This window comes from Vibrio albus (assembly GCF_003144035.1).
Lineage (GTDB): Bacteria > Pseudomonadota > Gammaproteobacteria > Enterobacterales > Vibrionaceae > Vibrio > Vibrio albus.
Genome location: NZ_QFWT01000003.1, coordinates 95901 through 121765, shown reverse-complemented (window position 1 = coordinate 121765; position 25865 = coordinate 95901). Strand labels below are relative to the sequence as shown.

Sequence of the window (25865 nt, the reverse complement as noted above, 5' to 3'; positions counted from 1 at the left end):
ACAGAATAAAAAGCGGGCACCTTAAAAGGTGCCCGCTTTTTTACTTTCAAAGTTTATAACTCTGGATCAGTTAGGTTGATATTACCTTGGCTGAATGACATGCTCGATATGCGGAGCAACCGAACCATCCGGACGCATGGCTAATTCTTCATAAAACTGCCATTTCTGCTCTGCCACCCTCTGAGCCCGAGCCAGTACCTTTTCCGCTTCCACCGGATCGGTATCATGCAATACCCGGTAACGGGCTTCATTCATCCGGTACTCTTCCAACGGAATACTTGGCCGCAGGGTATCCAGCGAGAATGGGTTACGACCCGACTCTCTTAGTGCCGGGTTATAGCGGAACAGAGGCCAGTGTCCAGATTTAACCGCCAGAAGCTGCTGACGTCGCCCGTCGTTCATATTAATACCATGAGCAATACAGTGGCTATACGCAATAATTAAAGACGGCCCACGGTATGCTTCGGCCTCCCGCATGGCAAACAAAGCCTGCTGTGGATCAGCGCCAATCGCGATTCTGGCCACATACACATTGTTGTACGAAATAGCCTGCAGGGCGATGTCCTTCTTACTGGCACTCTTACCAGCGGCTGCAAACTTAGCAACGGCTCCTAACGGGGTCGATTTAGACATCTGTCCGCCCGTATTGGAGTACACCTCCGTATCCATCACCAGCACATTCACATCCGCACCGCTGGCAATGACATGATCCAGACCTCCGGCACCTATATCATAAGCCCAGCCATCCCCACCGACGATCCAGATAGAACGCCGGATCAACTGGTCAGCCACTGAAATCAGATTATGTGCATCATTGGTGCCGATATTCCTCAGTTGCTGTTTCAGTTCTTCCACCCGCTTGATCTGCGCCTGAATGTCCGATTCCGTCACCTGATCTGCATGCAGAAGCTGATCGACCAGCAAGGGTTCCAACTGGCCTCTTTGCTGCTTCAACAGCTGTTTTGCCCACTCATTCTGCTTCACAGCAGCCAGACTGAAACCAAAACCAAATTCCGCGTTATCCTCAAACAGAGAATTCGACCAGGCTGGTCCCCTACCGGCACTGTTTTGCGCCCATGGCGTTGTCGGCAGGTTACCCCCATAAATGGATGAACAGCCAGTGGCATTCGCCACCATCATGCGATCACCAAACAGTTGCGACGCCAGTTTAAGGTAAGGCGTTTCCCCGCACCCTGAGCAGGCCCCGGAAAACTCAAACAGGGGCTCAAGGAACTGCACGCCACGCACATGAGAAAAATCCACTCTGGAGCGATCATTATAAGGGATGGTTTCAAAAAACGTCAGACTCTCTTTCTCTGTTTCCAGGTGAGGGGCTTTCAGCTCCATATTGATCGCTTTACGGACCTGATCACTCTCCTCCACCGGCGTCTGAACCGGACAGGCTTCCACACAGAGCCCGCATCCGGTGCAGTCTTCTGCATAGACCTGAAGTGTATACCGGGTGTCAGGAAAACCACGAGCTGTAATGCCTGCAGATTTATAGCCGTCCGGTGCATCGTCCAGCAATGACTTATCATAAAACTTGGCCCGAATCGCCGCATGAGGACAAATCATGCTGCAGTTACCGCACTGAATACACGCCTCCGATTCCCATATCGGGATGCGCTGGGCAATATTACGTTTCTCCCATTTACTGGTTGCTGACGGATACGTGCCGTCTGCCGGTAACATAGAAACAGGAATAAGGTCGCCTTTACCCCGGATCATTTCTGCTGTCACCTGTTTCACAAAATCAGGCGCGTTTTCTGCAACAGAATCTTTTACTGTTACTCTGGATGAAATCGTATCTGGCACCTCTACCTGATACAGGTTCGCCAGTGCCTGATCGACGGCCGTATAGTTTTTCTGTACCAGCGCAGCACCTTTACGTGAATAGGTTTTTTCAATCGCCTGTTTAATTTTACCAATGGCCGTTTCTTTATCCATAACGCCGGACAACGCAAAGAAACAGGTTTGCATGATGGTATTTATCCGGCTTCCCATGCCGGTTTCCCGCGCCACTTTATAAGCGTCAATCACATAAAAGCTCATCTGCTTTTCAATCAACTGAGCCTGCATGCGCTTAGGAAGAGAATCCCAGACAGCCTCTTTTGTCTCTGAACTGTTCAGAAGAAACGTCGAACCGGTTGCGGCTTTAGCCAACATATCGGTCGTTTCAACAAAGTTAGCCTGATGGCAGGCGATAAAATTAGCTGACTGAATAAGATACGGGCTGTTAATCGGATGATTACCAAACCGAAGATGTGACTCTGTCTTGGAGCCGGATTTCTTGGAGTCATACACAAAGTAACCCTGAGCGAAATACTCCGGATCGTCACCAATGATCTTGATGGTATTTTTGTTGGCCCCAACGGTTCCATCAGCCCCTAGCCCATAGAACAGAGCCCGTACCACTGTACCCGGTTCAATATCAAAACCGTCATCGACATCCAGATGAGAGTGGCAGACATCATCAATAATACCCACTGTGAAGTGCTGTTTGGTGCTCTCTGATTTCAGGTTGTCATATACCGCCTTCACCATGGCCGGAGTAAATTCCTTACTGGACAATCCGTAGCGGCCGGCAACCAGTTTGGGAAATGTCGTAAACCGCTCAGCATTCTCGACCAGAGCCGTCAGCACGTCCTGATACAGGGGATCGCCGTTTGCGCCGGTTTCTTTTGTACGATCGAGAACCGCGATATTTTTTACGGTGTTCGGAATCGCATCCAGCAGATGTTTAGCCGACAATGGCCGGTACAGATGCACCTGTATAACCCCTACTTTCTCACCTTGCCCGGTCAGATAATCCACCGTTTCTTTGATGGTCTCCACCCCCGACCCCATAGCAATGGCAATATGCTCTGCATCAGGAGCTCCGGTGTACTCCATGAGCTGATACTGTCTCCCGGTCAGCCCGGCAAACTTGTCCATACTGGCCTGAACGATGTCCGGTGTTGACCTATAAAAGGGGTTTACGGTTTCCCGCGCCTGAAAATACACATCCGGGTTCTGTGCGGTTCCACGGATAAACGGCATATCCGGTCTGAGCCCTCTTTCCCGGTGTTCCCGGACTAACTGATCGGATATCAGATCGCGTATCACAGAATCCGGCACCAGACTGATTTTGTTCACCTCATGAGAGGTCCGGAACCCGTCAAAGAAATGCAGAAAAGGAATGCGTGACTGCAACGTTGACGCATGTGCTATCAGAGCCAGATCATGCGCTTCCTGTACAGATGAAGACGCAAGTAAGGCAAACCCGGTTCCGCGGGCGGCCATCACATCCTGATGATCACCAAAAATAGACAGCCCCTGAGCAGCCAGAGAACGGGCTGCCACATGGAATACGGTAGAAGTCAGCTCCCCAGCAATTTTGTACATATTGGGCAACATCAGCATCAGCCCCTGAGAGGCCGTAAACGTCGTCGTCAGAGCCCCACTTTGCAACGCCCCATGGACAGTACCAGCCGCACCACCTTCACTCTGCATTTCGGCGATCAGCGGAATATTATCCCAAATATTGGTCTTTCCTTCAGCGGCCCACTGATCAGCAAATTCCGCCATAGTCGATGAAGGCGTGATAGGGTAAATACCGCAGACTTCACTTACCCGGTAAGCAATATAGGCTGCAGCTTCATTTCCGTCACATGTGTGCATGACGGCCTGGTTATTATCATTCATCATCCACTCCTTAGTATGGGTTCGCTTCCGCATCGACTATTTCAATCGCATGGCAAGGACACTGGGCATAGCAGGCACTGCAACCGGTACACTTGTCATAATCAATCTGATACCCCTTGCCTTTACCTAATTTCATGATGGCTCCATTAGGGCAGGCACCATAGCAACCGTCACATTCAAAGCAGTTACCGCAGGAGTAACAACGCTGGGTTTCATAGAAGGCTTCTTCTTCCGTTAATCCTCCGACGACTTCATCAAAATTCGCGGATCGTATCTCAGGAGCCATTGCCGGCTGTTCTTTCTGATCCGCATCAGTCTTGTACCAGAGGTGGAGCTGCTCGTAACTGACCAGTGGCTGTTTTTGCTCCTTGTGATAAGTCCGACCATGCAGATACGCATCAATATGGGCTGCGGCTTTCTTGCCGTGCCCGACGGCGATAGTGACGGTTCTCTCACTGGGCACCATGTCACCACCGGCAAATATGCCGGTATAACCGGTCATCATCTGATCACTGACCGTTAAAATGCCGCCCCGCTTATGCTCGACCCCGGGCAGGTTCCGGGTTAACTTCGAATCAATATTCTGTCCCAGAGCCAAAATCAGTGAGTCCGCCTCAACCGATTCATATTCGCCACAGGGCATCGGGTAACCGTCGTCGTTCAGCTCCATTTTTTCCAGCGTAAAAGTCGTTTCCTCAATCTGATTAATGGTTCTGAGCCAGAAAAATTTTACCCCTTCATCCATGGCTTCCTGACATTCAAAATCATGGGCCGGCATATGCTCCCGATCACGCCGGTACACCACAGTCACTTCCGAGCCTTTACGCCGAGCGGTTCTTGCAGCATCCATCGCGGTATTCCCTCCACCGTAGACCACAACACGCCTGCCTAGCTCTGGGGCTTCTCCCATCTCATTACTGCGCAAATAGGACACCGCTTCATAGGTACTGTTATGCTCCTCACTGGGAATATCGGCCCCACGGCCCACATGTGCCCCGATAGCGATAAATACCGCGTCAAACTGGCCAGAGACCTTTTCAGCCAGCAGATTTTCCACGGTATGATTAAGTACGATGCGTACCCCCATCTCTTCAATACGTCTGATTTCTTTATTCAGAACATCTCTGGGTAAACGATACGCCGGTATCCCAAACAACATCATTCCCCCCGCCATTGGGGCGGATTCATGAATTTCGACATCATGCCCTTTGCGCTTAAGGTGATAAGCCGCCGCTAATCCACTTGGCCCGGCACCGACAATCAAAACACGCTTACCTGTCGGTTTCGCCTCGAAGCGAACCGGCCAGCCTTCCTCTAACGCTTTATCTCCAAGAAAACGTTCAACAGCATGGATGCTTACCGATTGATCGACGTTAGTCCGGTTACAGGCATTTTCACAAGGGTGGTAGCACACCCGACCGTGCACAGCCGGAAGAGGGTTATTTAGCACTAATTCCTGAAACGCCTCTTCGTAACGCTTCTCCTTCGCCAGAGACAGCCATTGCTGGATGTTACTTCCGGTCGGACAGGCAAAATTACACGGAGGGATCGAATTGGAATAAACAGGAAAGTGAGTTCTTACCGGACCCGTGCCCTTCTTAACGGAAAGATCCGGTGGCAACGTCATATCTTTCAGTGGTGTACGCATAGTGATGTTCTACCTTTTGGTTGGATTAGCTCGCAGCTCCGACCGCTTATGCAGAGGCTTTTTGATGTATCTGGTTACAGCGCATTAAAATTAGAAAAATCTAAAATACGTTTAACACTATAGACATTCCTGGAGAAATAAGTTTGACGTTGTCCAAACTTCTTTATGCGCAACCAAATAACTGTATGCGTAGATTTTATTGTAGTGGCACGAATCGGCCTGGAGAATTGATCAAAAGTGATACCCTAGGGCGTGTTGCGCCCTAGCCAAATACTTCATCTGTCCAACAAATTGAGTGCTGATAAGCATCCGAAACGGTACCTATTGGCAAATTTAATGCTTCCTCCAGAGCCATCGCCGTACCCCAGTCAGCTTTTTCTATTGCCATAACCAGACACAGCACCTGCCCCAGAACCCCCTCATTATTTATTAAGGCTGACCGAATATCGCGGCACACCGGCAGCGACTCGGTAATACTTTTCAGATCCTGATCAAGTAGCGAATCCAGCAATGAAAACATACCACATAAGAACCCCTTGCCACCGTGCTCTGTGCTTCCCATCGCTTTCATAACCAGCTCACAGAACCGGGCCCTCTGAATCGAAAGGTTATAAAGAGACTCTGGTTTTTCTTCATTCACCGTCGCGAGAGCAACAAGAGAGACAAACTTTCTGACTCTGTCTTCACCCAGATAAGCCAGCGCCTGGCGGAAAGAGCTGATTTCAGTTTTAACAGAGGAAGAAGCATTAACATAACGCAATAGCTTAAAAGAAAGCGTTACATCGGAAGCGACAAGTTTCTCAACTTCATGAAAATCAATAACTTCTTCAGAGATTCGTTGAAATAATTCAATAATAGTATTGAAGGCAGACTTAATGGCTCTTTTTTCTATGATCTCTGGCTTACCAAAAAAGTACCCCTGAAAATAATCAAAACCGACATTACAGGCCTTATCAAACTCCTCATACGTTTCTACTTTCTCGGCAAGAAACTGAATATTGGTCTCCCTCAGTTTTTTGATAAAAAGAGCGGCTTTCGGGATAGAAATCTGCCGGATATCCAATTTAATGATGTCAACAAAAGGAAGAAAACGGTTCCAATCAGCAGATGGTATAAAATCATCCAGCGCAATGTGATACCCCAGCGATTTTAGTGACCGAATTTCGCGTAAAAGATCATCCGTTGGCTGACTGTCTTCAAGAACTTCCACAACCATTTTTTCTTTTGGAAATAAAAGCGGGGTTTGATTCAGAATGCTTGCGTAAGAGAAATTCACAAACCCTTTTTTGTCGCTAAGACAGGTACACTGATACGTAAGAAACTGCTCGATCAACAAACGACTCGTTGCCAGCTCTGGTTGTATAACAGGAAAAGAATTCTCCGGACCATCTCGAAACAACAATTCATATGCAATTGTATTTTTATTTCTATCCAGAATAGGTTGTCTGGCGACATACGAATATTTCATAAAATAGAACCGATATCACAATCAAAGGGGGGGTGATTTATTTTCTTATATATTGACAGGGTGCGAATCATAATACCCGTTATATTTTTTCACAAGCTCAAAATCCGTGATCATTGTATACGATAATTTTTCAACAACCATGAAACTTGATGGTCTATATCTTAAAAATGTGACAAAAAAAGCCTGTCAGTAAGATAACTGACAGGCTTTTTCCAATGAGATACGGGTCAATTAATGACGGTTAATGGTATTCCACCCGGCTCAATGCAGCTGTACCGGACGGTTTTGATATTCCGCTGTTTATCCAGATCAATCGTTTTAGAGATTTTTCCTTTGCGAATCCATATATCCATCATGGCATCGACTCCATCTTCACTCAGAGCAAAATGTCTTGCCAGTTCATCCCGGGATATACCTCGGTGTTGCTGAATATAGTTTTTTAGCTCGGAGATGATCATAACGACACCATTTCTCCCTGCGGTTTCTTCTGCCCCTGTTTTTTCAGGCACAAATACGTCCCCCCCCAGATACCCAGTACGACAGTTATCCACACAGAGCTGGTAACCGGATGCATACCAAAGTGCGTCAGGTTATGATAAAAAGCAGCTCCGGTATAAGCCAGCAACATAGTATAGCTTGCAATAAACGCCGCAAACTTATCACCAAAGTCCTTTACGTATGCCCCCATCGCTGCAACACAGGGCGTATAAAGCAGGATAAAAATCAGATAAGCAAAGGCCGCATTCGCTGATACGAATTTCTGTTTCAGATTACCAAAGATAGTCGCATCCACTTGCTGCTCTTCCGCTACGACTGACTCATCAGACAAGTCACCGACTTCAATACCCAGCGGATCGGTAAAGCTTAAGCCCAACAAGTTTTCAGGAATCGTCATCACAGCTTCTTCCAGGCTACCGAACAGGTCATACTCTGCCGCATCCGCTGCACCTTCTGATGTCGCGTATAAGCTATTCAGAGTCCCGACGACCGCCTCTTTAGCAAACACACCCGTGATAATACCTACGGTTGCCGGCCAGTTGTCTTTTTCTACGCCAATCGGTGCGAATACCGGTGTCACGACCTGAGCCGCCCGGGACAGCACTGAATTTTTGCTGTCTTCGTTACCAAAAGACCCGTCCATTCCTAAGGAGTTAAAGAAACTTAAGAGAGTCACCACCATCACAATGGTTTTTCCCGCTCCCAGAACAAAGCGCTTCAATTTCTGCCAGGTTTTGATCAACACATTCTGCATAGTCGGAATTTCGTAATCCGGCATTTCCATCAAGAAAGCATCGCTACGGCCCGGATACAGCGTATTCTTCAGCAACAGCCCGGTCGCTACTGCCGCCACAATTCCCAGCAGATATAGGGCAAACACGACATTTTGGCCATTATTCGGGAAAAACGCTGCTGCAAACAGCGCGTATACCGGCAGGCGAGCGCCACAAGACATGAATGGTACCATCGCCGCTGCGAGTTTACGCTCGCGCTCCTGATCCAGTGTCCGGGTTGCCATAATAGATGGTACGTTACAGCCGAACCCTAAAACGAGAGGAACAAAAGCTTTACCCGGCAGGCCAATTTTCTGCATCACTTTGTCCAGAACAAAAGCGGCCCGGGCCATGTAGCCGGAACTTTCCAGCATAGCCAAGAACAAGTACAGCGCAGCAATAACCGGAACGAAAGTCGCTACGGTCTGAATACCGCCACCGACACCGTCCGCTAACAGAGTGACCAGCCACACCGGCAGAATATCATCCAGCAGATAATGACCACCGTCCACCAGCAGAGCGCCCACACCGATATCAAAGAAGTCGATAAAAGAACTACCGATATTTATTGAGAACATAAACATCAGGTACATAACAATGAAAAAGAACGGTACACCAAGCCATTTGTTCAGCAACACCTTGTCGGCTTTTTCAGTAAAGCTTCGGCTTAACTTACCTTCTGTTTTACGTACTTTTTTCAGCAGATTATGAATATACGTGTACTTAGTATCAGCAACCTGTAGGTCAATATCCAGATCGATAGCGGCTACCGCATTGTTAACCGTATTTCTATCCGTTTCTGATAGTGCATTCAGCACCAAAACATCACGCTCTAATGCGCGGATAGCCAAAGCGCGCTCATCAACCTTAGCACTGTCCCAGATACCAGACAGAGAACGGATAGCTGACTCCAGAGATTTACCGTAATCAAGGGAAACTTCATTCAGCGCAACGCCCTGAACCACCGCTTTATGCAATTTTTGTTTTAGCTTTGAAACATCCTGCGCATTCGTGGCTGACACACTCATCACCGGACAGCCCAGGGCTTTTTCCAGATAAGCAATATCCAGTACCTGCCTTTCCCGACGCAGTACATCCATCTTATTCAGAATGACAACCATCGGACGCCCCAGCTCGCGCAACTGAAGGGTAGTGTACAGGCTACGTTCAAGGCAGCTGGCATCCACGACATTAATGATCAAATCAGCAGAATGGGTAAGAACGGCTCTGGAGGCTATTGATTCGTCAATACTATTGGCGTCATTGCCACTATCCAATGAGTATATACCGGGTAAGTCGGTCAGATGAAAGTCATCTCCAGCGAGGGTAAAACGACCCGTTTTCTTTTCGACGGTCACCCCGGCCCAGTTACCTACCTGCTGTTTTGCACCAGTCAGTGCATTAAACAAGGTGGTTTTACCGCTGTTAGGGTTCCCTACCGTTAGAATATTATATTGAGCAGCCATTATTTCACCTCCACTTCGATCTGTGACGCAATACTGTTACGAACCGCCAGAGACATACCCCGAACCACTATCTGCATCGGGTCTCCCATAGGGGCTCTTCTCACAACTTCAATTTCAGTGGATGGTAATACTCCCATTACCATCAGTTTTTTCTTTATCTCTCCTGACAGTCCGGAGAATCCGGAAACGGTAGCCACGTTTCCGTTATTTAGCTCACTCAACTTCATAATACTTACCTTACCCTTATTGCTAATTAAAAAAGGCAATGATTCTCATTACACTTAATAATGAAAACAATTCGTAATTAGCATTATCTTTCCCTGATTATAACGATAAACAATATGACTGAATACTCAAAAGACCGTGAAAAAATGATGGATTATTTGAGTTTGATCAATGGTTCTTAACTTAACAACAGAACCCAGAAAAAAGAACTTTTGATTATGAGGGAGGTTGCCATTTAAACGGCAACCTCCTTACCTGGAGAATGCTAGAGATACCGTTTAGGATTACAGACCCATCTCAGATTTGATCTGCTCAACCCAGCCAGTTACACGCTCATCACTCAGGCTAGCCTGATTGTCTTTATCAATAACCAGACCCACAAAACTGTCACCATCGACGGCTGCGGACTCGTTAAACTCATAACCATCGGTAGGCCAGCTTCCTACCACTTCAGCACCACAGTCAACCACACAATCGTAAAGCTCACCTAAACCATCGACAAATTCATCAGGGTAGTTTACCTGATCACCCAGACCAAACAGGCCGACTTTCTTACCAGACAGGTCAATGTCATCAAAGTTAGGCACAAACTCAGCCCAGCTTTCAGCCTGACAGTCACACTCTATTCCCGGCAGTTGGCCTTCCCCCAGAGTCGGAGTACCCAGAAGAAGATAATCATATTCATCAAATGCGGACGCGTCCACGCGGTTAATGTTCAGAGGCTTAGCCGCGACATCATCCCCTAGTTGCTTTTGAATCATTTTCGCAATCTTACGTGTACTACCAGTATCGGTACCGAAGAAAATTCCCACTTTTGACATCTTTCGCTCCTTGAAATCGAATATTTTTCATTAACCATATTGCAAAAGACACACCTAAACATAACTTATTGATTTAAAAGGAGTGGAAGTAAAAGGTCATTTATAGAACAAACAATTTGTCGTAAAGGTGACAATTCTGACATAAGTTTTGATACTTAGATCACAAAAGCAGGTATCGGCCTGTGTCTTCCTTATATGAAAGCCAGCCCAATACCTGCTTAATATTATTTACTGTTTCTGAAACCAGAAGCGTTAAGATAGATTAATCGTCATCCTCGTCATCGTCTTCATCATCCGGTTGCCAGATAATGGGACGATAGATTTCAACTCTGTCTCCCTCATTCAGGATTGCTTCTAAAGAAGATATCTTGCCAAACACCCCGACTTTCTGAGTATCCAGTTCGATCTCCGGAAACATATTGAGTATTCCAGAAGAGTGAATCGCAGTCATCAGCGTCGAGTTTTCTTCCACTTCCACTGATAACCATACCTGCTCACTTGGAAGCGCATATGCCACACTTACTTTCATTATTACCCCCTGGCTAACAGATCAGCCGAACTTTCCTGTTTCCGTTTGATAACCTGCTCTACTTTCTGCTTTATCCCCAGACACGCACCAAGAATAAGGAACCCACCCGGAGGCAGAATAACCAGCAAGAGTCCCCGATAATCAGGAATTACCGTCACTTCCAGAAAAGAGAAAGTATCACCTAAAAGAAGGCTGGCATTAGTAAACAGCGTCCCGCTGCCTATCACTTCCCGGATCCCACCCAGAACAGTGAGTACCCAGGTAAACCCAATCCCCATAGCAACACCATCCACTAATGAAGGTAAGACTGCTGACCGGCTGGCAAACGATTCTACACGGCCTAAAATGGCACAGTTAGTAACAATCAACGGAATAAACAGACCCAACACTTTGTGCAAAGGGTGAAGCCAGGCATTCAGAATAAAATCAATCAGAGTTACCAGTGTTGCAATAATGATAATATTAACCGGGATCCTAACCGCTTTACTGATAACGCCTTTACCCAGCGAGGTCAGAACATTCGAAGCCATCATTACCGCCGTTGTGGCCAGCCCCAACCCTAATCCATTTGTTGCGCTACTGGTTACGGCCAGCAAAGGACACAGAGCAAGACACTGGCTGAGAACAATATTGTTGTCCCAGAACCCTTCTTTCACAATTTTTTTGTAACTATTCTCATGGCTCATCACGACTCTCCTTGTCTTCTTCAGCACTTGCTTGCTTCAGGGCCAGCATAGCCTTATGAATCCCTCTCACCACACTTCTTGGAGTGATGGTTGCACCACTAAACTGATCAAAGTCCCCACCGTCTTTCTTCACCGCCCAAAGAGGCGTATTTTCCAGAGAACGACCATCAAAGCTCAGCACCCAGTCACTTTTTGCCAGCTCAATTTTATCCCCCAACCCGGGAGTTTCCGTGTGGCTAAGGATACGAACCCCTGTTATCACTCCACGGGTATCAACACCGATCAGGTACTGAATTGCACCACTATATCCTTCTTCAGTACCACGAACGACGTAGTGAGTCAGAGCTCCATTTTCACCTTGGACACTAAAGATCTGATAAACCTGACCTTCCAGCGTGATGTCCTGTCCCTGAGCAAAGACATCGTTCGTAAATGGCTCTCCGGCTAACACCTGAGTTAACAGCGCATTCTGGTCTTCGGCTACTCTTAGTTCGATAACCGGCTTGGTATAGAAATAAACAGCGGCTAACAAACCTGCAGCAACCCCACAGAACAATGCCAATGAAATGCTTTGGTAAGAGATATTGTCTTTCCACTCTTCAATTTTTGTCATTGTCAGCATAATTATTTCTCCACTACAGAACGGCTACCAAAGATGTCTGGTCGTAAATAGTGGTCGATCAACGGACTGGCAGAGTTCATGATCAACACGGCAAATGCAACCCCTTCCGGATAACTGCCGAAACTACGGATCAGCCAGACGATCAACCCACATGCAGCACCATAAACTAGCTGTCCCTTAAGGCTGGTTGGTGAGGTCACCAAATCGGTAGCAATATAAAAAGCGCCTAACATTGCAGCACCACTAAACAAGTGGGTAGTCAATGGTAAAAATTCTGACGGGTTAACGAATGAACTGATCGCCGCCGGTATTCCTATCCCACACAGGAATGCCACAGGAATAACCCAGTTAACAATCCCTTTATAGATAAGGTAAATACCACCTAAAAGGATAAACAGAGCACTGGTTTCCCCAAGGCTACCCGCATGAGAACCAAAGAAGAGGGAAAGTGCTTTTGTCGACTCATCAACCACTCCGCTTAATGATGTTGCCGAAGTCACACCATCGAACTGAAGCCATTGGTCAGGAACATTGACCTGGTTACCAGCAAAATCAATAGGTGCCGGAGCAGACCAGTTAGTCATTTCTACCGGGAAACAGATGAGCAGCATAACCCTAGCCAGCATCGCCGGGTTAAACAGGTTCTGCCCTAACCCACCGTAGATTTGTTTACCTACAACAATGGCAAACACGGCCCCAAACGCACTCATCCATAATGGTGCCGTTGGTGGCAGACTCATCGCCAGCAACAACCCTGTCAGTAATGCAGAGCCGTCCAGACATGCTTTTGCATTTCTGCCCATTATTTTCAGGCAGATATATTCACTCAGCATGGCGGCAACCGCTGTCAGCAACAGCACATACAGTGTATTCAGGCCAAACTGATAAACACCAAATGCCATGGCTGGAACCAGCGTTAACACCACGGTATACATAATCCGTACACTGGTATTCTCGCTATGGGAAAAAGGTCCCATGGCCGAACTATAATTAATCATTTACAGCCTCCTTGGCTCTACGACTTCTGGCTGACTCTCTCGGAGCGCGCTTGCCACGTTTGGCTGCTTTTGCCGCTTTCGCTGCTCGCTTAGCTTCAGCTTCTTTCAAGAGACGCTCTTTCCTTGCTTCTGTCAGTATCTTCGCCTGAGAAGATCGCTTCTCTTTCATCTTGTTCGCATTGATCGACCCTTTGGCGTGCTGGAAATACTGCACAAGAGGAAGACTTGAAGGACAAACATAACTACAGGCACCGCAGGAAAGACAATGATTCACACCCAGGTCTTCTGCTGCTTTGAAATCCGAGATTCGGCTATATGCCGCCATCTGGAATGGCATTAAGCCCATTGGGCAGGCTCGGACACACTGGCCACAACGAATACATTCCTGATGAGGACGCTCTTTTACTTCCGACTCAGTCAGAGCAAGGATCCCGCCGACACATTTGTCGATAGGAACATGCGGAGAAGTAATGACCTGTCCCATCATCGGTCCACCGAAGATCAGACGTTCAGTATCGTCACTAAAGCCACCACAGAATTCGATAATCTCATTCACCGGCGTACCAATTGGCACTTCGATATTCGCAGGGGAAGTAATACCTTTACCTGACACAGTAATAAGACGGGACACCAGCGGTTGATTAAAACGAACAGCATGATAAACCGCTCGTGCTGTCGCGATATTATGAACAAGAATACCAATACTGGTTGAGAGCTTACCCAGAGGCACAGTCTCACCGGTTACTGCTTTTATCAGGTGGCGTTCTGAACCCATTGGATAAATGCTCGGTACACTCATGACCTTAATGTTGTCATCTTCAGAGGCTGCCGAGGTTAACTCATTCAACGCTTCAGCCTTGTTATCCTCAATACCAATAATGGCTTGTTTCGCTGCGGACGCTTTTAACATCAGACGAATACCCGCAATCACCTCAGCAGCATATTCCTGCATAGCAAGGTCATCACAGGTCAGATAAGGCTCACATTCCCCGCCGTTGATAACCAGAGTCTCCACGCCTCCCTGACGAGCAAAACGTAGCTTCGCAGCTGTCGGGAAACCTGCACCACCCAGTCCGACAATACCGGCATCCTGAATTTTCTGGATAATTTCATCCGGTTCAAATCCATAAAAGTTACCGTGGTTAAAATTGGTTCCCCAGGATTTATCCTGATTGGCACGGATAATAATCGTCTCGCATTTTGCTTTAGACGGGTGAGACGTCAGGTGCTCGGTAATACCCGTTACAATGCCATTCACCGGTGAGTGGATTGGGGCTATCATATTGGAACGCCCTACCGCGACCAATTGCCCCCTTGTTACCTGATCACCCACTTTAACCTCAGGTTTTAGTAAAGCGCCATTTCTCAGCTGCAGTGAAAGGTAAACGTTACGAGGCCAGAAGCTTTTAACGATATCATTGTCACTGGTCAGAGATTTATAAGTTTTCGGGTGAATACCGCCCCTGAACGGACGGCTGAATACAGTCTGCATCATCTGCCTCCCTAACTGGCTAATTCTTGTTTAGGCTTAGGCCAATACCAGATACTGACATCCGGCTCTACCTGTTCAACGGTCAGGCAATCCTGCGGACACGCTTTAGAACAGAGCTTACACCCGGTACATACATCGCTAATCACGGTATGTATCTGCTTGGATGCACCAACAATGGCATCAAAAGGACACGCTTTATAACAACGGCCACAGCCTGAGCATTGTGCTTCCTCAATTTTGGCTACCCACTGGACATCCTCTTCTCCCATTTCCAGAGAGACGCCAAGAAGCTCAGCGACCGCAGTAGACAGAGCCGATCCTCCTGGTGGACAAGACGTCGGGGCCAATTCGCCACGGGCCATTGCTTCCGCTGCCTGTCGACAGCCAGCCTCGCCACACTGACCACACTGACCACCAGGCATCAGGGATTCGATTTGGTCGACTATCGGGTTGCTTTCTACTTTGAAAACTTTGGCGGCATACCCAAGGGCTGCGCCAAGTAGAGCCCCTAATACAACAAAGAAAATAACTGAAATCATAACTCCTCCTGCTCAGTCGGTTATACGATGCCTGCGAAGCCCATAAAAGCCATCGACAGTAATCCAGCAGTAATAAAAGCGATTGGTGTACCTTTCAGCGCTTCCGGAACCCGATTCAGAGTCAACTGACTTCTTAAGCCTGCGAACAGAACAATAACCAGAGTGAAACCCAGTGCTGACCCAAGGCTAAACATAACGGTATTGAAAAAAGAAAGACCCTCCTGAACGGCCAGGAGGGCCACGCCTAAGACAGCGCAGTTGGTAGTAATCAGTGGAAGAAAAACACCAAGAGACTGATAAAGAGTTGGATCGTGTTTTTTCACATACAGCTCTGTCAGCTGTACCACAGCCGCAATAACCAGAATAAACGCAAGGATTCGCATAAATTCAAGTCCAAGAGGCTTAAGAACAAAAAATTCCAGTAACCAGGTCGCTATCGCAGCCATGGTTAATACAAAAGTCGTGGCAATCCCCATCCCGAGGGCACTGCCTATCTTGCTGGATACCCCCATGAAGGGACACAGTCCTAAAAACTTTGCGAGTACCACATTGTTTACTAATGAGGCACTCAGTAATATGAGTAAACCTTCCGACATCACAACCATCCTTGATCGATTCATTTGTAATGTGCTCTGCATAGCCTGTGCCAGCAAGGCGATGCACCAGAAAAGTACGTACGAGGCCTTTATTCACAAGGGAAGCACCGAAATAGGTCACGCTTTGGTAAAGAGTGACCGTTGTCACAAAGCAGACAATCCTCGTTTTTTTACTGTCAATTGTTCTATATCAAACATCAGCCAAAGATTAACCGCCCAATAACCCCTTACTAAAAGCATGGAATAATTAATGCATAGACATTGATGTTATGTTGTGAATAACAAGGAAGACAGGTATGAAGCAACTGGATAGCTTAGAAATAGATGCCACAGAATATAATTTTGGTAGTGACACCTATAAACAGATTTTACTTAACGCACCTATTGCTGTAACTATTACAGACCACCGGGGAAATATTCTTCTGGCGAATAAATATTTCTCTGATATCACCGGATACTCAGAAGAAGAATTGCAGGGAAAAAACAGCTCCCTACTCTCTTATAAAACCACACCTAAGAGTGTCTATGAAAACCTGTGGGCCACAATAACAAAGGGGGAACACTGGCAAGGACAGCTAATCAATAAAAGGAAAAATGGCGCGTTATACATTGCGGAAATCTCTATCTCAAGATTCTCCAATGAAAATGGCGAGATATTTTATTATGCTATTCATAAAGATATAACAGAGAAAGTTCAACTTCAGACTCACCAAAAAAACCAGTCTGCTATGTTTGAAGCCGTATTAAACTCAGCACCAATCGCTATTGCATTAATAAACAATCAGAATAACGTTTTATTTAAAAACCAGTTATTTGAAGGGCTTTCCGAGGATATTCATCAATCTCCGATAGAATTACTGTCTGATTATTTATCTTCCAGCTATGGATATAGAACCATTGAACGCTTTATGGAAGAAAAACAGCGTAAATATAAGGGTATACATGTAAAAACCCCTGGTTCAGAGATTGATCGCTGGTTTGACTACGCCCTGGCCAGAATTCCGGTGACCGATACCGCGGCTGAAGCTTACTTTCAGCCAACTGACGAGTATTACACCGTGGTTGGTATCATTGAGCGGACCAAAGAAAGACAGTACATCGAAGAACGAAGAATTAATACCATCAAGTTAATGGCGAGTGACAACAAATATGTTCACTCTATGCAAGAAGCCATGATGGCGACACTGCATCAGTTACAGGGCCCTTTCAATATGATTGAATCTGCGATCAACATATTGAAGAAGCGGAATAATTCATGCCCCGGCCTGTTCGCTATGGATGAAGCCATGAGTAATGCTATTGGCGCTCTGGATGAAATCAAACAAGCCATTCCGGAAAGAGACGATGAAGCTTTCCAGCCAGTGAACCTGAATCAGGTTGTCCGGGATGCGACCACGATCAGTACCGATCAGCTCCTGACGGCATCGGTTGATCTCGAGCTCCAGCTAACGGCCACACTTCCTTCGATTAATGGAAAACCAAACCGACTTCTGCTGGCGTTAAAACAGCTGATTGATAATGCTGTTGATGCCATTCAGTCATCTAGAAATAACGCCCGGACTGTCCTGATATCCACAAAGGAAACCGAGGAAGATATTTCTATCATTATTGATGACAGCGGAAATGGTGTGGATCCCGACGTAAGGCTGAAAATATTCCAGCCATTTTACAGTACCAAACCCAAATACTCTTCCGGATGCCGGGGGATTGGGCTAGCCATTGTACAGCAAGTGATTAATGAACATTCCGGAACGATCGACGTCGGAGACAGCACCCTGTCCAGCGGTGCCCGCATTACTCTTACTTTTCCGAAATACAGTTAATTAAGCAGGTTTGTTATGTCAGTTGAATATTCTATCGTTGACCTTGAGCGCCAACTTCTGGCTGCGATGTACAAGATCAGTAGTCAGCTCAACGTCAGCCTCGATTACGCTAGTTCCACCAATCAGGTTTTAAAAATCCTGCACGATGAATGCAATCTGCTGTGCGGGATGCTCGCTATACGGGATACGGAGCGGGACATCATGCTAGTGAAGTCCGTCCATTCCCCGATTCCGGGCAATGCATCCGAAGAGAAGCAAATTACCTACAAAGCCGGCGAAGGTATCATCGGTGAGGTGATGAACCGGGGGCATTCTATCGTTATCCGCAACCTGGGTGACGATATGCGCTTTGCCGATAAGCTCGCCTTGTATGACTACGATAAGCCCTTTATCTGCGTACCATTAAAAGACTCATCATCGCGAATCATCGGTGCCCTGTCGGCTCAACCGTCTAATAGCTCCGATCAGGAAATTACCGTACTCAATAAATTTCTTGAGATGATCGCAAACCTGATAGCAAAAAATCTCCAGCTTGCCTATCAGGTGAAAACAAAAGAAAAACAGCTGGTTAATGAAAGGGACGGCCTGAGAAGAAAAGTCAGAAACAACTACAGTTTTGACAACCTTGTCGGCCACACCAAGCCAATGCGTCAGGTTTTCGACCAGATCCGGCTGGTATCCCGCTGGGATTCCACCGTTCTGGTACGCGGTGAATCCGGTACGGGTAAAGAGCTGATTGCCAATGCAATCCATTACAATTCTCCCCGGGCCAACAATACCTTTGTAAAACTTAACTGTGCCGCCCTGCCGGACAACCTGCTGGAATCCGAACTGTTCGGCCATGAAAAAGGCGCTTTCACCGGCGCAGTAAAACAGCGTAAAGGCCGCTTCGAAATGGCTCATAACGGTACTATCTTCCTCGATGAGATTGGTGAAACCAGTCCGGCCTTTCAGGCCAAGCTTCTGCGGGTACTTCAGGAGAAAGAGTTTGAACGCGTTGGTGGCACCGACACCATTTCTGTCGATGTGCGCATTATCGCGGCAACGAACCGAAACCTGGAAGAGGAAGTGAATGAAGGTAATTTCCGGGAAGACCTTTATTACCGACTGAATGTGATGCCTATGTATCTGCCTGCTTTGCGTGAACGTATTCAGGATATCCCAGATCTGACCGAGTTTATGCTGGCCAATCTGGGCAAAAAACAGCAGCGTAAATTATCCATCAATGATGATGCCTTACGTACTATGATGAGCTATCCATGGCCGGGCAATGTCCGCGAGTTGGAAAACACGCTTGAGCGTGCGGCTGTATTAAGTGAGTCTGGTCTTATTACACCCGATCTGATTTCATTCCCACAGTTTGAGCCGACCACTCCACAGGTAAAAGCGCCGATGATGAACACACCGGCAAAAACGGTCAGCGAGCCGATTTCCAAAGAAACCCGGGCGAACGACGAACGTCAGGCTGTTATCAATGCACTTGAGCAGTCCGGCTGGGTAAAAGCCAAAGCCGCCCGACTGCTGAATATGACCCCACGTCAGATCGCCTACCGGATACAGGTAATGAACATAGAAATGAAACAGATTTAAAACCGACTAACCCGTTTTTTAACCATCCGCCCCTCCTGACCATCTGGTATCAGGAGGGGTTATTATATTCACCATAGCAAATCTACATTACACCACAGTACAACCGGATAATTTGTCCACTTTGTGACAATTGTCACTATTCCAAAACCGACAAAATATCATAACCCATTGATTTTAAATACACACAAGCAGGAATAGTCTTTGCAACCTTTCACTTCATAGATGGAAACCTTAAGGACGAGGTAGTCAATGGATACCAAAAAAAGCACCTCTGCAATAGAGGGAGAAGATGCCGCAAAAGTCAGTCATTTTTTCCGTAAGGAAGTGCAGGAAAAAATCGCCCAGCATCCCTGTTATTCGAAGAATGCACACAAATATGCACGAATGCATTTACCGGTAGCACCGGCATGTAACATCCAGTGTAACTACTGTAACCGTAAGTACGATTGCAGTAACGAGTCGCGCCCGGGCGTGGTGTCCAACCTGGTTGACCCTAATGGCGCTCTGAAACATTTCCGTGCCGTTAAAAAACGGGTACCGAACCTGTCTGTGGTCGGCATTGCCGGTCCCGGTGATGCACTGGCTAACCCTAAGGCTACCTTTGCTTCGCTGAAGCTGATCAAAGCCGAAGATCCAGAGGCACAACTGTGTATCTCTACCAACGGGCTGGCACTGGTCGACTATATTGATGAGCTGGTTGAAGTCGGTGTGAATCACCTGACGATCACCATTAACTGTATCGACCCTGAAATCGGGGCCAAAATTTATCCGTGGGTATTTTTCAATAACAAACGCTTACGTGGCATAGAAGCAGCGGAAACACTTATCAGCCGTCAACTAGACGGGCTTGCCGCTGCGTCAGAGGCCGGTTTGCTGGTGAAAGTGAACACGGTACTCATCCCCGGAGTCAATGATCACCATATTGAAACCGTTTCAGAAGCGGTGAACCGCCGCGGGGCGATGCTGCACAACATTATGCCGCTTATCTCTGAAGCTGAGCACGGTACCTACTTCGGCCTTACCGGACAACGGGGACCTACCGATGAAGAGTTGAATACGGCACGGGTTCAATCCGGAAGCAATATGGCTCAGATGACCCACTGTCAACAGTGCCGTGCGGATGCAGTCGGTACGTTAGATGGCGGATGCTCATCCAGTACCAGTGACTCAGACAGCTGCGATGCCACTTATAAGGTTGCCGTAGCCAATACGGCTGACAGTGGCCTTGACCTGATTCAGACCCATTTTGGTCACGCTGATCAGTTTAGTATTTATCACTATTCCGCTGAAGATAATACGTTTATTCACAAAGAAACCCGTGTGGCTTCTAAATACTGTTCCGGCTCTAGCGAGTGTATTGATGATGAAGAGTTCAAGCAGCTATTGATTGACAGTGTTGCCGATTGTGACGAGCTGTTGTGCTCAAGAATGGGTATCTCCCCGTGGAGAAAGCTGGAAAAAGCGGGTGTCACACCAAATGTGGACTTCGCTTTTCAGACTGTCGAACACGCTCTGAATGAAATTGCGAATCGCCGTCAGGCCATTTTAGCCACAGCCAAAGCGCATAAGGAGACAGCTTGATGAAATATACGATTACCGATAAGTGTACCGGCTGTCATGCCTGCCAAACCGTTTGCCCAAGCAGTGCCGTTTATAAAACCGAAGCGCAGGAAGGCCCGCTGTTTCAAATCCATAGCAAACGCTGTACTGGCTGTGAAGGAACCTATGATGACCCTCAGTGTGCCAGCATTTGTCCGATAGAAGAGGCGATTGTAAACGAAGTCAACATTCCGGTTAACCCTCTGGGCAGTCTGACCGGTATTCAACCTGAGGCTTAAGGAATAGTTATGGGCAGACGTGACGAACTGTTAAGATTCTGGCAACACATCATCACTGCCTATTGTGCGGATCAAACGACTCTGCCCCCTTTCCTGGGGCTGAGTCGAAATGAATTTTCTGATCTGATTACCCAGTTGCACAAGATTGGCTTTTCGCTAAACGGACACCCGTGTTCCTCACAAATTCTGGACCAGTACACCGCTAAACAGCATCTGTTCGGTGACCTGATCCAGCTCAGGGAAGATGAAATTGCTCAGTTGAGCCAGCTACTGACAGAGAGCATTAACAAAGACAGTTTCTATGCGAACCTGGCCGTTCGAGTAATGAGTTGCGCCTGCATGGGCTCTTCTCACCTCTGGTCTGATCTTGGCCTGCCCGAAAGGCCCGTTCTGAGCGAAATGATCCGCTACTACTTTCCTGCCCTGCACGGAAAAAATGTCCACAATATGCGCTGGAAGCGTTTTTTCTACAAACAATTGTGTGAATCAGGCGGGGATTACGTATGCCGGGCACCAAGCTGTGAAGAGTGCAGCAGCTATAGTGAGTGTTACACTGTCACTGATTAGAGGCTTTGTTTCACCGCACCATTAGCACCACTACCCTCATTTCCACGCTCCTGCGTGGAAATGTGTATTTGGCTCATAGTCGGCCTGTAATGTGTCGCCATTATCTCTGCTAACATGGTTCTGCCCCTAAATGAGTTACAATCGGTATCAGGAGGAATAATAGAATTCTGATTTTTGATTACATGAGCTAATGGGGGGGCAAAAAAAGCAAAACCTGCCCCTAGTAACTTCCCTATTATTCTTGTGGTGCATCGTTCAAAAAGCCGTAATACTCCATCTCTTGATGCACACTAAGCAGTTCACTATTCAATTGTTCAATATACTCTACTGCTACATGATAAAATAAGTCTTTATCTACCTCATTTAGCTCAATTGAAAACACTCTGGCCTTCAGTTGTTCGATTAACAAATTGAATGCGGACTTCACCTCGTTGTGATCATCGTCTGAAATAGGAATAGATATAGTCGTATCAAAGAAAATATCAATAAAGTACTTTTCTTCTTCTTTTCTGAGACCTGCTTTAATTTTGTCCATATATTTTTCCTCGCTCACCAAATGCACTCTGTCCGCCCTCTAGAGTTTTCATGCTAATTTTCTTCCAATCTAAAATTTTACCTTCGTCAACTGCATGTACAAGGCTATTAGAGAATGGGTTCCCCACATAAGTGGCATAGCCATCGATATCATGACACCTATAAATTGAATTGTAAGGTAATGTTCTAACAGCAACATTAGCATCATGAGTCGATATAACTACTATTTTACCTTGAACTGCTTTATCATTAATCAAAGGAATAATTACATCGTTAATATATTCATTACCTAAGCTTCTTTCTGGCTCATCTAATATATATATTTCTTTTTCTTCATCTAATTCATTATGTAGATTTAGCATAGAACATTCACCATTTGAGGGTGAATATTGTTCTCCCTGTAAGGAAAATCTACGCCAAAACAGTAGTAAGTCAGAAAGACTTTTAATTTTATCGATGTCGGGAATCTCATTTAATTGAGTAATTGAATCAAAGAGATCATCTGAAGTAGATTTTCCTTTAACATCTTTGATTATTTGAATGAATTCTTTTTGATCTGTCTTCCTCATGCTAGTTATCGATAGATACTTAGCATCATGAATGTCTCCTTGTTGAAATTTAAAGCTAGTTACGCACTTAAGTTCACCTTTTTCAGGACCAAGCATTCCAACTTTTTCTACTTCATCTTTAATGTTTTTCCCAATATTACGAAGTATCTTCCTAGCATCTTTTTCTATGTTTATTCTATTGCTCGCAAACTCTTTAAAACCCGTTCCACTGGGCTTACTTCTTTCACCCGTTTTGCGAGTAACTTCTTCACGAAATCGCTTTGAGATACTGTCCGTAAGTTGTGAGCTTTTCCAATCAGAGTAGAGTTCCCAAGCCCCTTCACTTAACTTGGATGAAACGTAGTTTAAACTTTCTCTCAACTGAGTACGTTCTTGTTCATTTGTCACTTCATTGACAGGACCATTCTGTTTTAAGAAAACCAACATATCTTGTATTTTTTTGTAAGCATCTTGGTATTCATTGAATTTACTATCAGAATTTTCAGAGGTTAACTTAGGAAGGTCTTTGACCTTCATTTTCTTAGCATTTTTATTTTTATTTTCAGAGTTAAAAAATTCAACATATTTATTAAGGCTTGTTACATCTGTTTCTTTCGCCTTTTTTATTCTATTTATTTCCTCGCTACAACAATCGACTTCACTAAGATCAATAATACTTTTAACATTCTCTCCTTTTATATCAAACCTATCAGCCAGTTTATCAGGAGCAGATTCAAATAAAGATGCTTTGACACCGCGATTTGAGTAATGCTTAGCTATAGATTTAAGTATCTTTGTTTTCCCTGTTCCTTTAGGACCAAATATTATATTGATATCATTAAAAACTCTTATTTTAACTTTAGTTTCATCTTCGAAGGGAATTAGTGTCAATTCTTCAGAGTTTTTTCTTTGTATTGCGGTGTCTATGGTTGAAACATCCTTCTCAAGTAAAAGACAGAAGTGTTCAAAACTGTCTACTGATAGTCTCAACTCAGGTAAACTCTTAGCTTCTTCCGTATATTTGTTCCAGTTCTGAATATCAGAGCCATACAGTGAAGAATGACCATGTGCTATGAATATACCAGCGGAGATACTATTTGTAGCTTCTTTTATTACTCGTTTAGGGTTAACGCCTCCAGCTAAGAGTTTTCCTATAGTTTCTTCGCTCATATCTGGCTTTTTCCCCATATAATGAGCTACGTATAGGGGAGCAAGTTCGTCAAAAAACTTAACTGTATCTTCAATCGAAATTACAAAGTTATCTGGTGTTTTCCCTTCAGTTACATGATTGACTACTTCTGAAAACTTATCTCTATTTTGGGGAGATACAACCACAATCAAATGAGATCTTCTTCCGTCATCTAGTACATCTAATTCAATACCAGGCCAAATTTGAGCAGCACCATCAAGTTTTTCTTCCATTTGGTTAAACTGCTCTAAATCGAATACATTGTGGTTAGTAATTGCGAGTATCTTTACGTCTGTTGATTGAACTATTCTGGAAAAATCCTCTGGAGAAACCTCTCTTGTTGTGGCATCACCCTGCTTAGTTTTTCTTGTATGAACATGTATATCTATCTTCACGATATCCCGCCTATCATTCACCAGTGAACAAATGAGGTTCCTAGCCCCTCGATTTGATCAATAGTGCAAGCTTTTATTGGTTGGTTCAATGATAAGCAACAAGTTTATTAAAACTATTAGACCATTGTACGGCCACTTATGAATCGAGGTTAGTGAGAGTCAGGTATTGACTCTTGCCTATCGAAGTTTTCAATACTTGAATTAATGTATACCTTGCAAATGTAGCAAGATCACTAACTTGTTCTGTCCAGAAATGAGTTATTCCCTAAACATAACTCTCAGCGGAATTTGAGGTAAATTTAGGCCCGGTTACATCGCCGCCTATTATGTAGCGGTTGATCTGAAGGAAGCGTTTACCTTTGGAGCCATTTTCTGGCCAGGCGTGGATAGCGGATAAACTAAAACCACCACAACTCATGTTAGCGTGGTGGTCATTACCGTAAAATTCAAAGAGATATCATTCTAACTGAATTAAGGTGATTAGCTCTGCACCGGGTGAGAAATTAGTTGAGCTATCCACTGTCTCTGCAAATACTGCTTCGCCCGCGTATTATGCTTCTCCTGCAGAAATGGCCATGCTTCTTCAAATGGGGCCATATAAGGTGGTTTTTCGTCATGCCAGACGATAAGGTGAAAACCGACTTCTGTTTCGATCGGCTCACTCACCTGTTCTTTAGGTAAGTGATACAGCGCGGAGGTGATTTCAGAGTAGAGTTTCCCCTCCTCACACCAGCCCAGATACCCATTTTCAACCGCACTGGGGCACTCAGAGTATCGAACCGCAAGATCAGAAAACGGCTCTGACTCGGTCATTTCGCGTACTTCTTTTATTTTTGCCAGTGCATTCTCTCTGGTATTTTCTTCAAACTCATCATTAATAGTGATAAGTATCTGGCTCAGGTTCCAGGTTTTCGCTCTGGAAAATTCAAGTTTGTTTTTTTCGTAGTAATCCAGTGCTTGTTGTTTATCAAGAGGTGGAATGTCTTGTGATACATAGTCTAATACGGCATCACAATACAGCTCATCTTTCAGTGCATATTTCAGCCCTTCTACCGTTAGCCCCTGATTTTTAAGCGACTGGTAAAATTCATCTTTAGATTCATACTGATCGATACAGCTTTGATAAGCCTCATCCAGCTCCTTTCTGGTTACGTTCACCTGCTTAGCCTCCTGTGAGGCCAGTATACGACTCTGTAACTGATATAATTTGATGACTTCTTCTTCGATCCCGGCTTTCTGTATGCTCGAAAGATACTCAGGATTGAGCTTAAACTTCTCAGTAGCAAGCTTGATGGTCAGATAACGTCTTTTCTGTTCGTCCATACATCCTCCGACG

Annotated in this window: 22 protein-coding genes; 5 read left to right on the top strand and 17 right to left on the bottom strand. The window is 45.7% G+C overall.

Translation table 11 applies throughout. The features are described from left to right. Nucleotides 1–81: 81 nt before the first annotated feature. From nifJ to rsxA, 14 genes are all read right to left on the bottom strand, one after another. Nucleotides 82–3684, bottom strand: a complete 3603-nt coding sequence (gene nifJ, locus DI392_RS06745) for a pyruvate:ferredoxin (flavodoxin) oxidoreductase (RefSeq protein WP_219930888.1) — start codon at nucleotides 3682–3684, stop codon at nucleotides 82–84. Nucleotides 3685–3694: 10 nt separating this feature from the next. Next, on the bottom strand, nucleotides 3695–5332 hold the full coding sequence (locus DI392_RS06740; protein ID WP_109319142.1) for an NAD(P)-binding protein: 1638 nt from the start codon (nucleotides 5330–5332) through the stop codon (nucleotides 3695–3697). Between the two features lie 262 nt (nucleotides 5333–5594). After that, complete coding sequence (locus tag DI392_RS06735) at nucleotides 5595–6800, bottom strand: EAL and HDOD domain-containing protein (RefSeq protein ID WP_109319141.1); 1206 nt, start codon at nucleotides 6798–6800, stop codon at nucleotides 5595–5597. A 227-nt stretch (nucleotides 6801–7027) separates the two neighbouring features. After that, nucleotides 7028–7258, bottom strand: a complete 231-nt coding sequence (locus tag DI392_RS06730; RefSeq protein ID WP_109319140.1) for a FeoC-like transcriptional regulator — start codon at nucleotides 7256–7258, stop codon at nucleotides 7028–7030. Beyond that, on the bottom strand, nucleotides 7255–9537 hold the full coding sequence (gene feoB / locus DI392_RS06725) for a Fe(2+) transporter permease subunit FeoB (protein WP_109319139.1): 2283 nt from the start codon (nucleotides 9535–9537) through the stop codon (nucleotides 7255–7257). Before feoB ends, DI392_RS06730 begins: the two co-directional genes overlap by 4 nt. Then, the gene (locus tag DI392_RS06720) at nucleotides 9537–9764 is read right to left on the bottom strand and encodes a FeoA family protein (RefSeq protein ID WP_109319138.1); all 228 of its coding nucleotides are present in this window, start codon (nucleotides 9762–9764) and stop codon (nucleotides 9537–9539) included. Before DI392_RS06720 ends, feoB begins: the two co-directional genes overlap by 1 nt. A gap of 282 nt (nucleotides 9765–10046) precedes the next feature. After that, on the bottom strand, nucleotides 10047–10583 hold the full coding sequence (locus tag DI392_RS06715; protein WP_109319137.1) for a flavodoxin: 537 nt from the start codon (nucleotides 10581–10583) through the stop codon (nucleotides 10047–10049). A 262-nt stretch (nucleotides 10584–10845) separates the two neighbouring features. Next, on the bottom strand, nucleotides 10846–11112 hold the full coding sequence (locus DI392_RS06710) for an RnfH family protein (protein ID WP_109319136.1): 267 nt from the start codon (nucleotides 11110–11112) through the stop codon (nucleotides 10846–10848). A gap of 2 nt (nucleotides 11113–11114) precedes the next feature. Beyond that, complete coding sequence (locus DI392_RS06705) at nucleotides 11115–11798, bottom strand: electron transport complex subunit E (RefSeq protein WP_109319135.1); 684 nt, start codon at nucleotides 11796–11798, stop codon at nucleotides 11115–11117. Then, complete coding sequence (rsxG, locus tag DI392_RS06700) at nucleotides 11788–12420, bottom strand: electron transport complex subunit RsxG (RefSeq protein WP_245883980.1); 633 nt, start codon at nucleotides 12418–12420, stop codon at nucleotides 11788–11790. The genes DI392_RS06705 and rsxG overlap by 11 nt, the downstream gene beginning before the upstream one ends. 2 nt (nucleotides 12421–12422) lie before the next feature. Beyond that, nucleotides 12423–13418, bottom strand: coding sequence for an RnfABCDGE type electron transport complex subunit D (locus tag DI392_RS06695; RefSeq protein WP_109319134.1), 996 nt, complete (start codon nucleotides 13416–13418; stop codon nucleotides 12423–12425). Next, the gene (rsxC, locus tag DI392_RS06690) at nucleotides 13411–14913 is read right to left on the bottom strand and encodes an electron transport complex subunit RsxC (RefSeq protein WP_219930887.1); all 1503 of its coding nucleotides are present in this window, start codon (nucleotides 14911–14913) and stop codon (nucleotides 13411–13413) included. The genes DI392_RS06695 and rsxC overlap by 8 nt, the downstream gene beginning before the upstream one ends. 8 nt (nucleotides 14914–14921) lie before the next feature. After that, the gene (locus tag DI392_RS06685; RefSeq protein ID WP_109319132.1) at nucleotides 14922–15449 is read right to left on the bottom strand and encodes an RnfABCDGE type electron transport complex subunit B; all 528 of its coding nucleotides are present in this window, start codon (nucleotides 15447–15449) and stop codon (nucleotides 14922–14924) included. A 20-nt stretch (nucleotides 15450–15469) separates the two neighbouring features. Continuing rightward, nucleotides 15470–16045 (bottom strand): electron transport complex subunit RsxA, encoded by a 576-nt coding sequence (gene rsxA, locus DI392_RS06680; RefSeq protein ID WP_109319131.1) that lies wholly within the window; start codon nucleotides 16043–16045, stop codon nucleotides 15470–15472. A gap of 296 nt (nucleotides 16046–16341) precedes the next feature. On the opposite strand from rsxA, the gene nifL reads away from it, so the two are divergent. The 5 genes from nifL to DI392_RS06655 all read left to right on the top strand — a co-directional run bounded on the left by nifL (nucleotide 16342) and on the right by DI392_RS06655 (nucleotide 21863). Further along, complete coding sequence (nifL, locus tag DI392_RS06675) at nucleotides 16342–17868, top strand: nitrogen fixation negative regulator NifL (RefSeq protein WP_109319130.1); 1527 nt, start codon at nucleotides 16342–16344, stop codon at nucleotides 17866–17868. Between the two features lie 15 nt (nucleotides 17869–17883). After that, nucleotides 17884–19458 (top strand): nif-specific transcriptional activator NifA, encoded by a 1575-nt coding sequence (gene nifA, locus DI392_RS06670; RefSeq protein WP_109319129.1) that lies wholly within the window; start codon nucleotides 17884–17886, stop codon nucleotides 19456–19458. Between the two features lie 249 nt (nucleotides 19459–19707). Then, entirely contained in the window at nucleotides 19708–21039 is a 1332-nt protein-coding gene (gene nifB / locus DI392_RS06665) for a nitrogenase cofactor biosynthesis protein NifB (protein ID WP_109319128.1), read from the top strand. Beyond that, complete coding sequence (locus tag DI392_RS06660; protein ID WP_109319127.1) at nucleotides 21039–21296, top strand: 4Fe-4S dicluster domain-containing protein; 258 nt, start codon at nucleotides 21039–21041, stop codon at nucleotides 21294–21296. The genes nifB and DI392_RS06660 overlap by 1 nt, the downstream gene beginning before the upstream one ends. 9 nt (nucleotides 21297–21305) lie before the next feature. Beyond that, complete coding sequence (locus DI392_RS06655; RefSeq protein ID WP_109319126.1) at nucleotides 21306–21863, top strand: nitrogen fixation protein NifQ; 558 nt, start codon at nucleotides 21306–21308, stop codon at nucleotides 21861–21863. Nucleotides 21864–22098: 235 nt separating this feature from the next. Here DI392_RS06655 and DI392_RS06650 read toward each other — a convergent pair whose 3' ends face one another. From DI392_RS06650 to DI392_RS06640, 3 genes are all read right to left on the bottom strand, one after another. Beyond that, the gene (locus tag DI392_RS06650) at nucleotides 22099–22398 is read right to left on the bottom strand and encodes a hypothetical protein (RefSeq protein WP_109319125.1); all 300 of its coding nucleotides are present in this window, start codon (nucleotides 22396–22398) and stop codon (nucleotides 22099–22101) included. Beyond that, a complete protein-coding gene (locus tag DI392_RS06645) occupies nucleotides 22385–24529 on the bottom strand; it encodes an AAA family ATPase (RefSeq protein WP_109319448.1) in 2145 nt (714 codons plus the stop codon). The genes DI392_RS06650 and DI392_RS06645 overlap by 14 nt, the downstream gene beginning before the upstream one ends. A 480-nt stretch (nucleotides 24530–25009) precedes the next feature. After that, nucleotides 25010–25852, bottom strand: coding sequence for a peptidylprolyl isomerase (locus tag DI392_RS06640; RefSeq protein WP_109319124.1), 843 nt, complete (start codon nucleotides 25850–25852; stop codon nucleotides 25010–25012). Nucleotides 25853–25865 lie beyond the last annotated feature (13 nt).

Coding starts and splice junctions, on each gene's coding strand:
- DI392_RS06715 (WP_109319137.1), bottom strand. CDS start 10,583: ATGTCAAAAGTGGGAATTTTCTTCGGTACCGATACTGGTAGTACACGT.
- rsxC (WP_219930887.1), bottom strand. CDS start 14,913: ATGATGCAGACTGTATTCAGCCGTCCGTTCAGGGGCGGTATTCACCCG.
- nifB (WP_109319128.1), top strand. CDS start 19,708: ATGGATACCAAAAAAAGCACCTCTGCAATAGAGGGAGAAGATGCCGCA.
- rsxA (WP_109319131.1), bottom strand. CDS start 16,045: ATGTCGGAAGGTTTACTCATATTACTGAGTGCCTCATTAGTAAACAAT.
- nifA (WP_109319129.1), top strand. CDS start 17,884: ATGTCAGTTGAATATTCTATCGTTGACCTTGAGCGCCAACTTCTGGCT.
- DI392_RS06730 (WP_109319140.1), bottom strand. CDS start 7,258: ATGATCATCTCCGAGCTAAAAAACTATATTCAGCAACACCGAGGTATA.
- DI392_RS06705 (WP_109319135.1), bottom strand. CDS start 11,798: ATGAGCCATGAGAATAGTTACAAAAAAATTGTGAAAGAAGGGTTCTGG.
- DI392_RS06695 (WP_109319134.1), bottom strand. CDS start 13,418: ATGATTAATTATAGTTCGGCCATGGGACCTTTTTCCCATAGCGAGAAT.
- DI392_RS06710 (WP_109319136.1), bottom strand. CDS start 11,112: ATGAAAGTAAGTGTGGCATATGCGCTTCCAAGTGAGCAGGTATGGTTA.
- nifJ (WP_219930888.1), bottom strand. CDS start 3,684: ATGAATGATAATAACCAGGCCGTCATGCACACATGTGACGGAAATGAA.
- rsxG (WP_245883980.1), bottom strand. CDS start 12,420: ATGCTGACAATGACAAAAATTGAAGAGTGGAAAGACAATATCTCTTAC.
- DI392_RS06640 (WP_109319124.1), bottom strand. CDS start 25,852: ATGGACGAACAGAAAAGACGTTATCTGACCATCAAGCTTGCTACTGAG.
- DI392_RS06685 (WP_109319132.1), bottom strand. CDS start 15,449: ATGATTTCAGTTATTTTCTTTGTTGTATTAGGGGCTCTACTTGGCGCA.
- feoB (WP_109319139.1), bottom strand. CDS start 9,537: ATGGCTGCTCAATATAATATTCTAACGGTAGGGAACCCTAACAGCGGT.
- nifL (WP_109319130.1), top strand. CDS start 16,342: ATGAAGCAACTGGATAGCTTAGAAATAGATGCCACAGAATATAATTTT.
- DI392_RS06740 (WP_109319142.1), bottom strand. CDS start 5,332: ATGCGTACACCACTGAAAGATATGACGTTGCCACCGGATCTTTCCGTT.
- DI392_RS06660 (WP_109319127.1), top strand. CDS start 21,039: ATGAAATATACGATTACCGATAAGTGTACCGGCTGTCATGCCTGCCAA.
- DI392_RS06655 (WP_109319126.1), top strand. CDS start 21,306: ATGGGCAGACGTGACGAACTGTTAAGATTCTGGCAACACATCATCACT.
- DI392_RS06650 (WP_109319125.1), bottom strand. CDS start 22,398: ATGGACAAAATTAAAGCAGGTCTCAGAAAAGAAGAAGAAAAGTACTTT.
- DI392_RS06720 (WP_109319138.1), bottom strand. CDS start 9,764: ATGAAGTTGAGTGAGCTAAATAACGGAAACGTGGCTACCGTTTCCGGA.
- DI392_RS06735 (WP_109319141.1), bottom strand. CDS start 6,800: ATGAAATATTCGTATGTCGCCAGACAACCTATTCTGGATAGAAATAAA.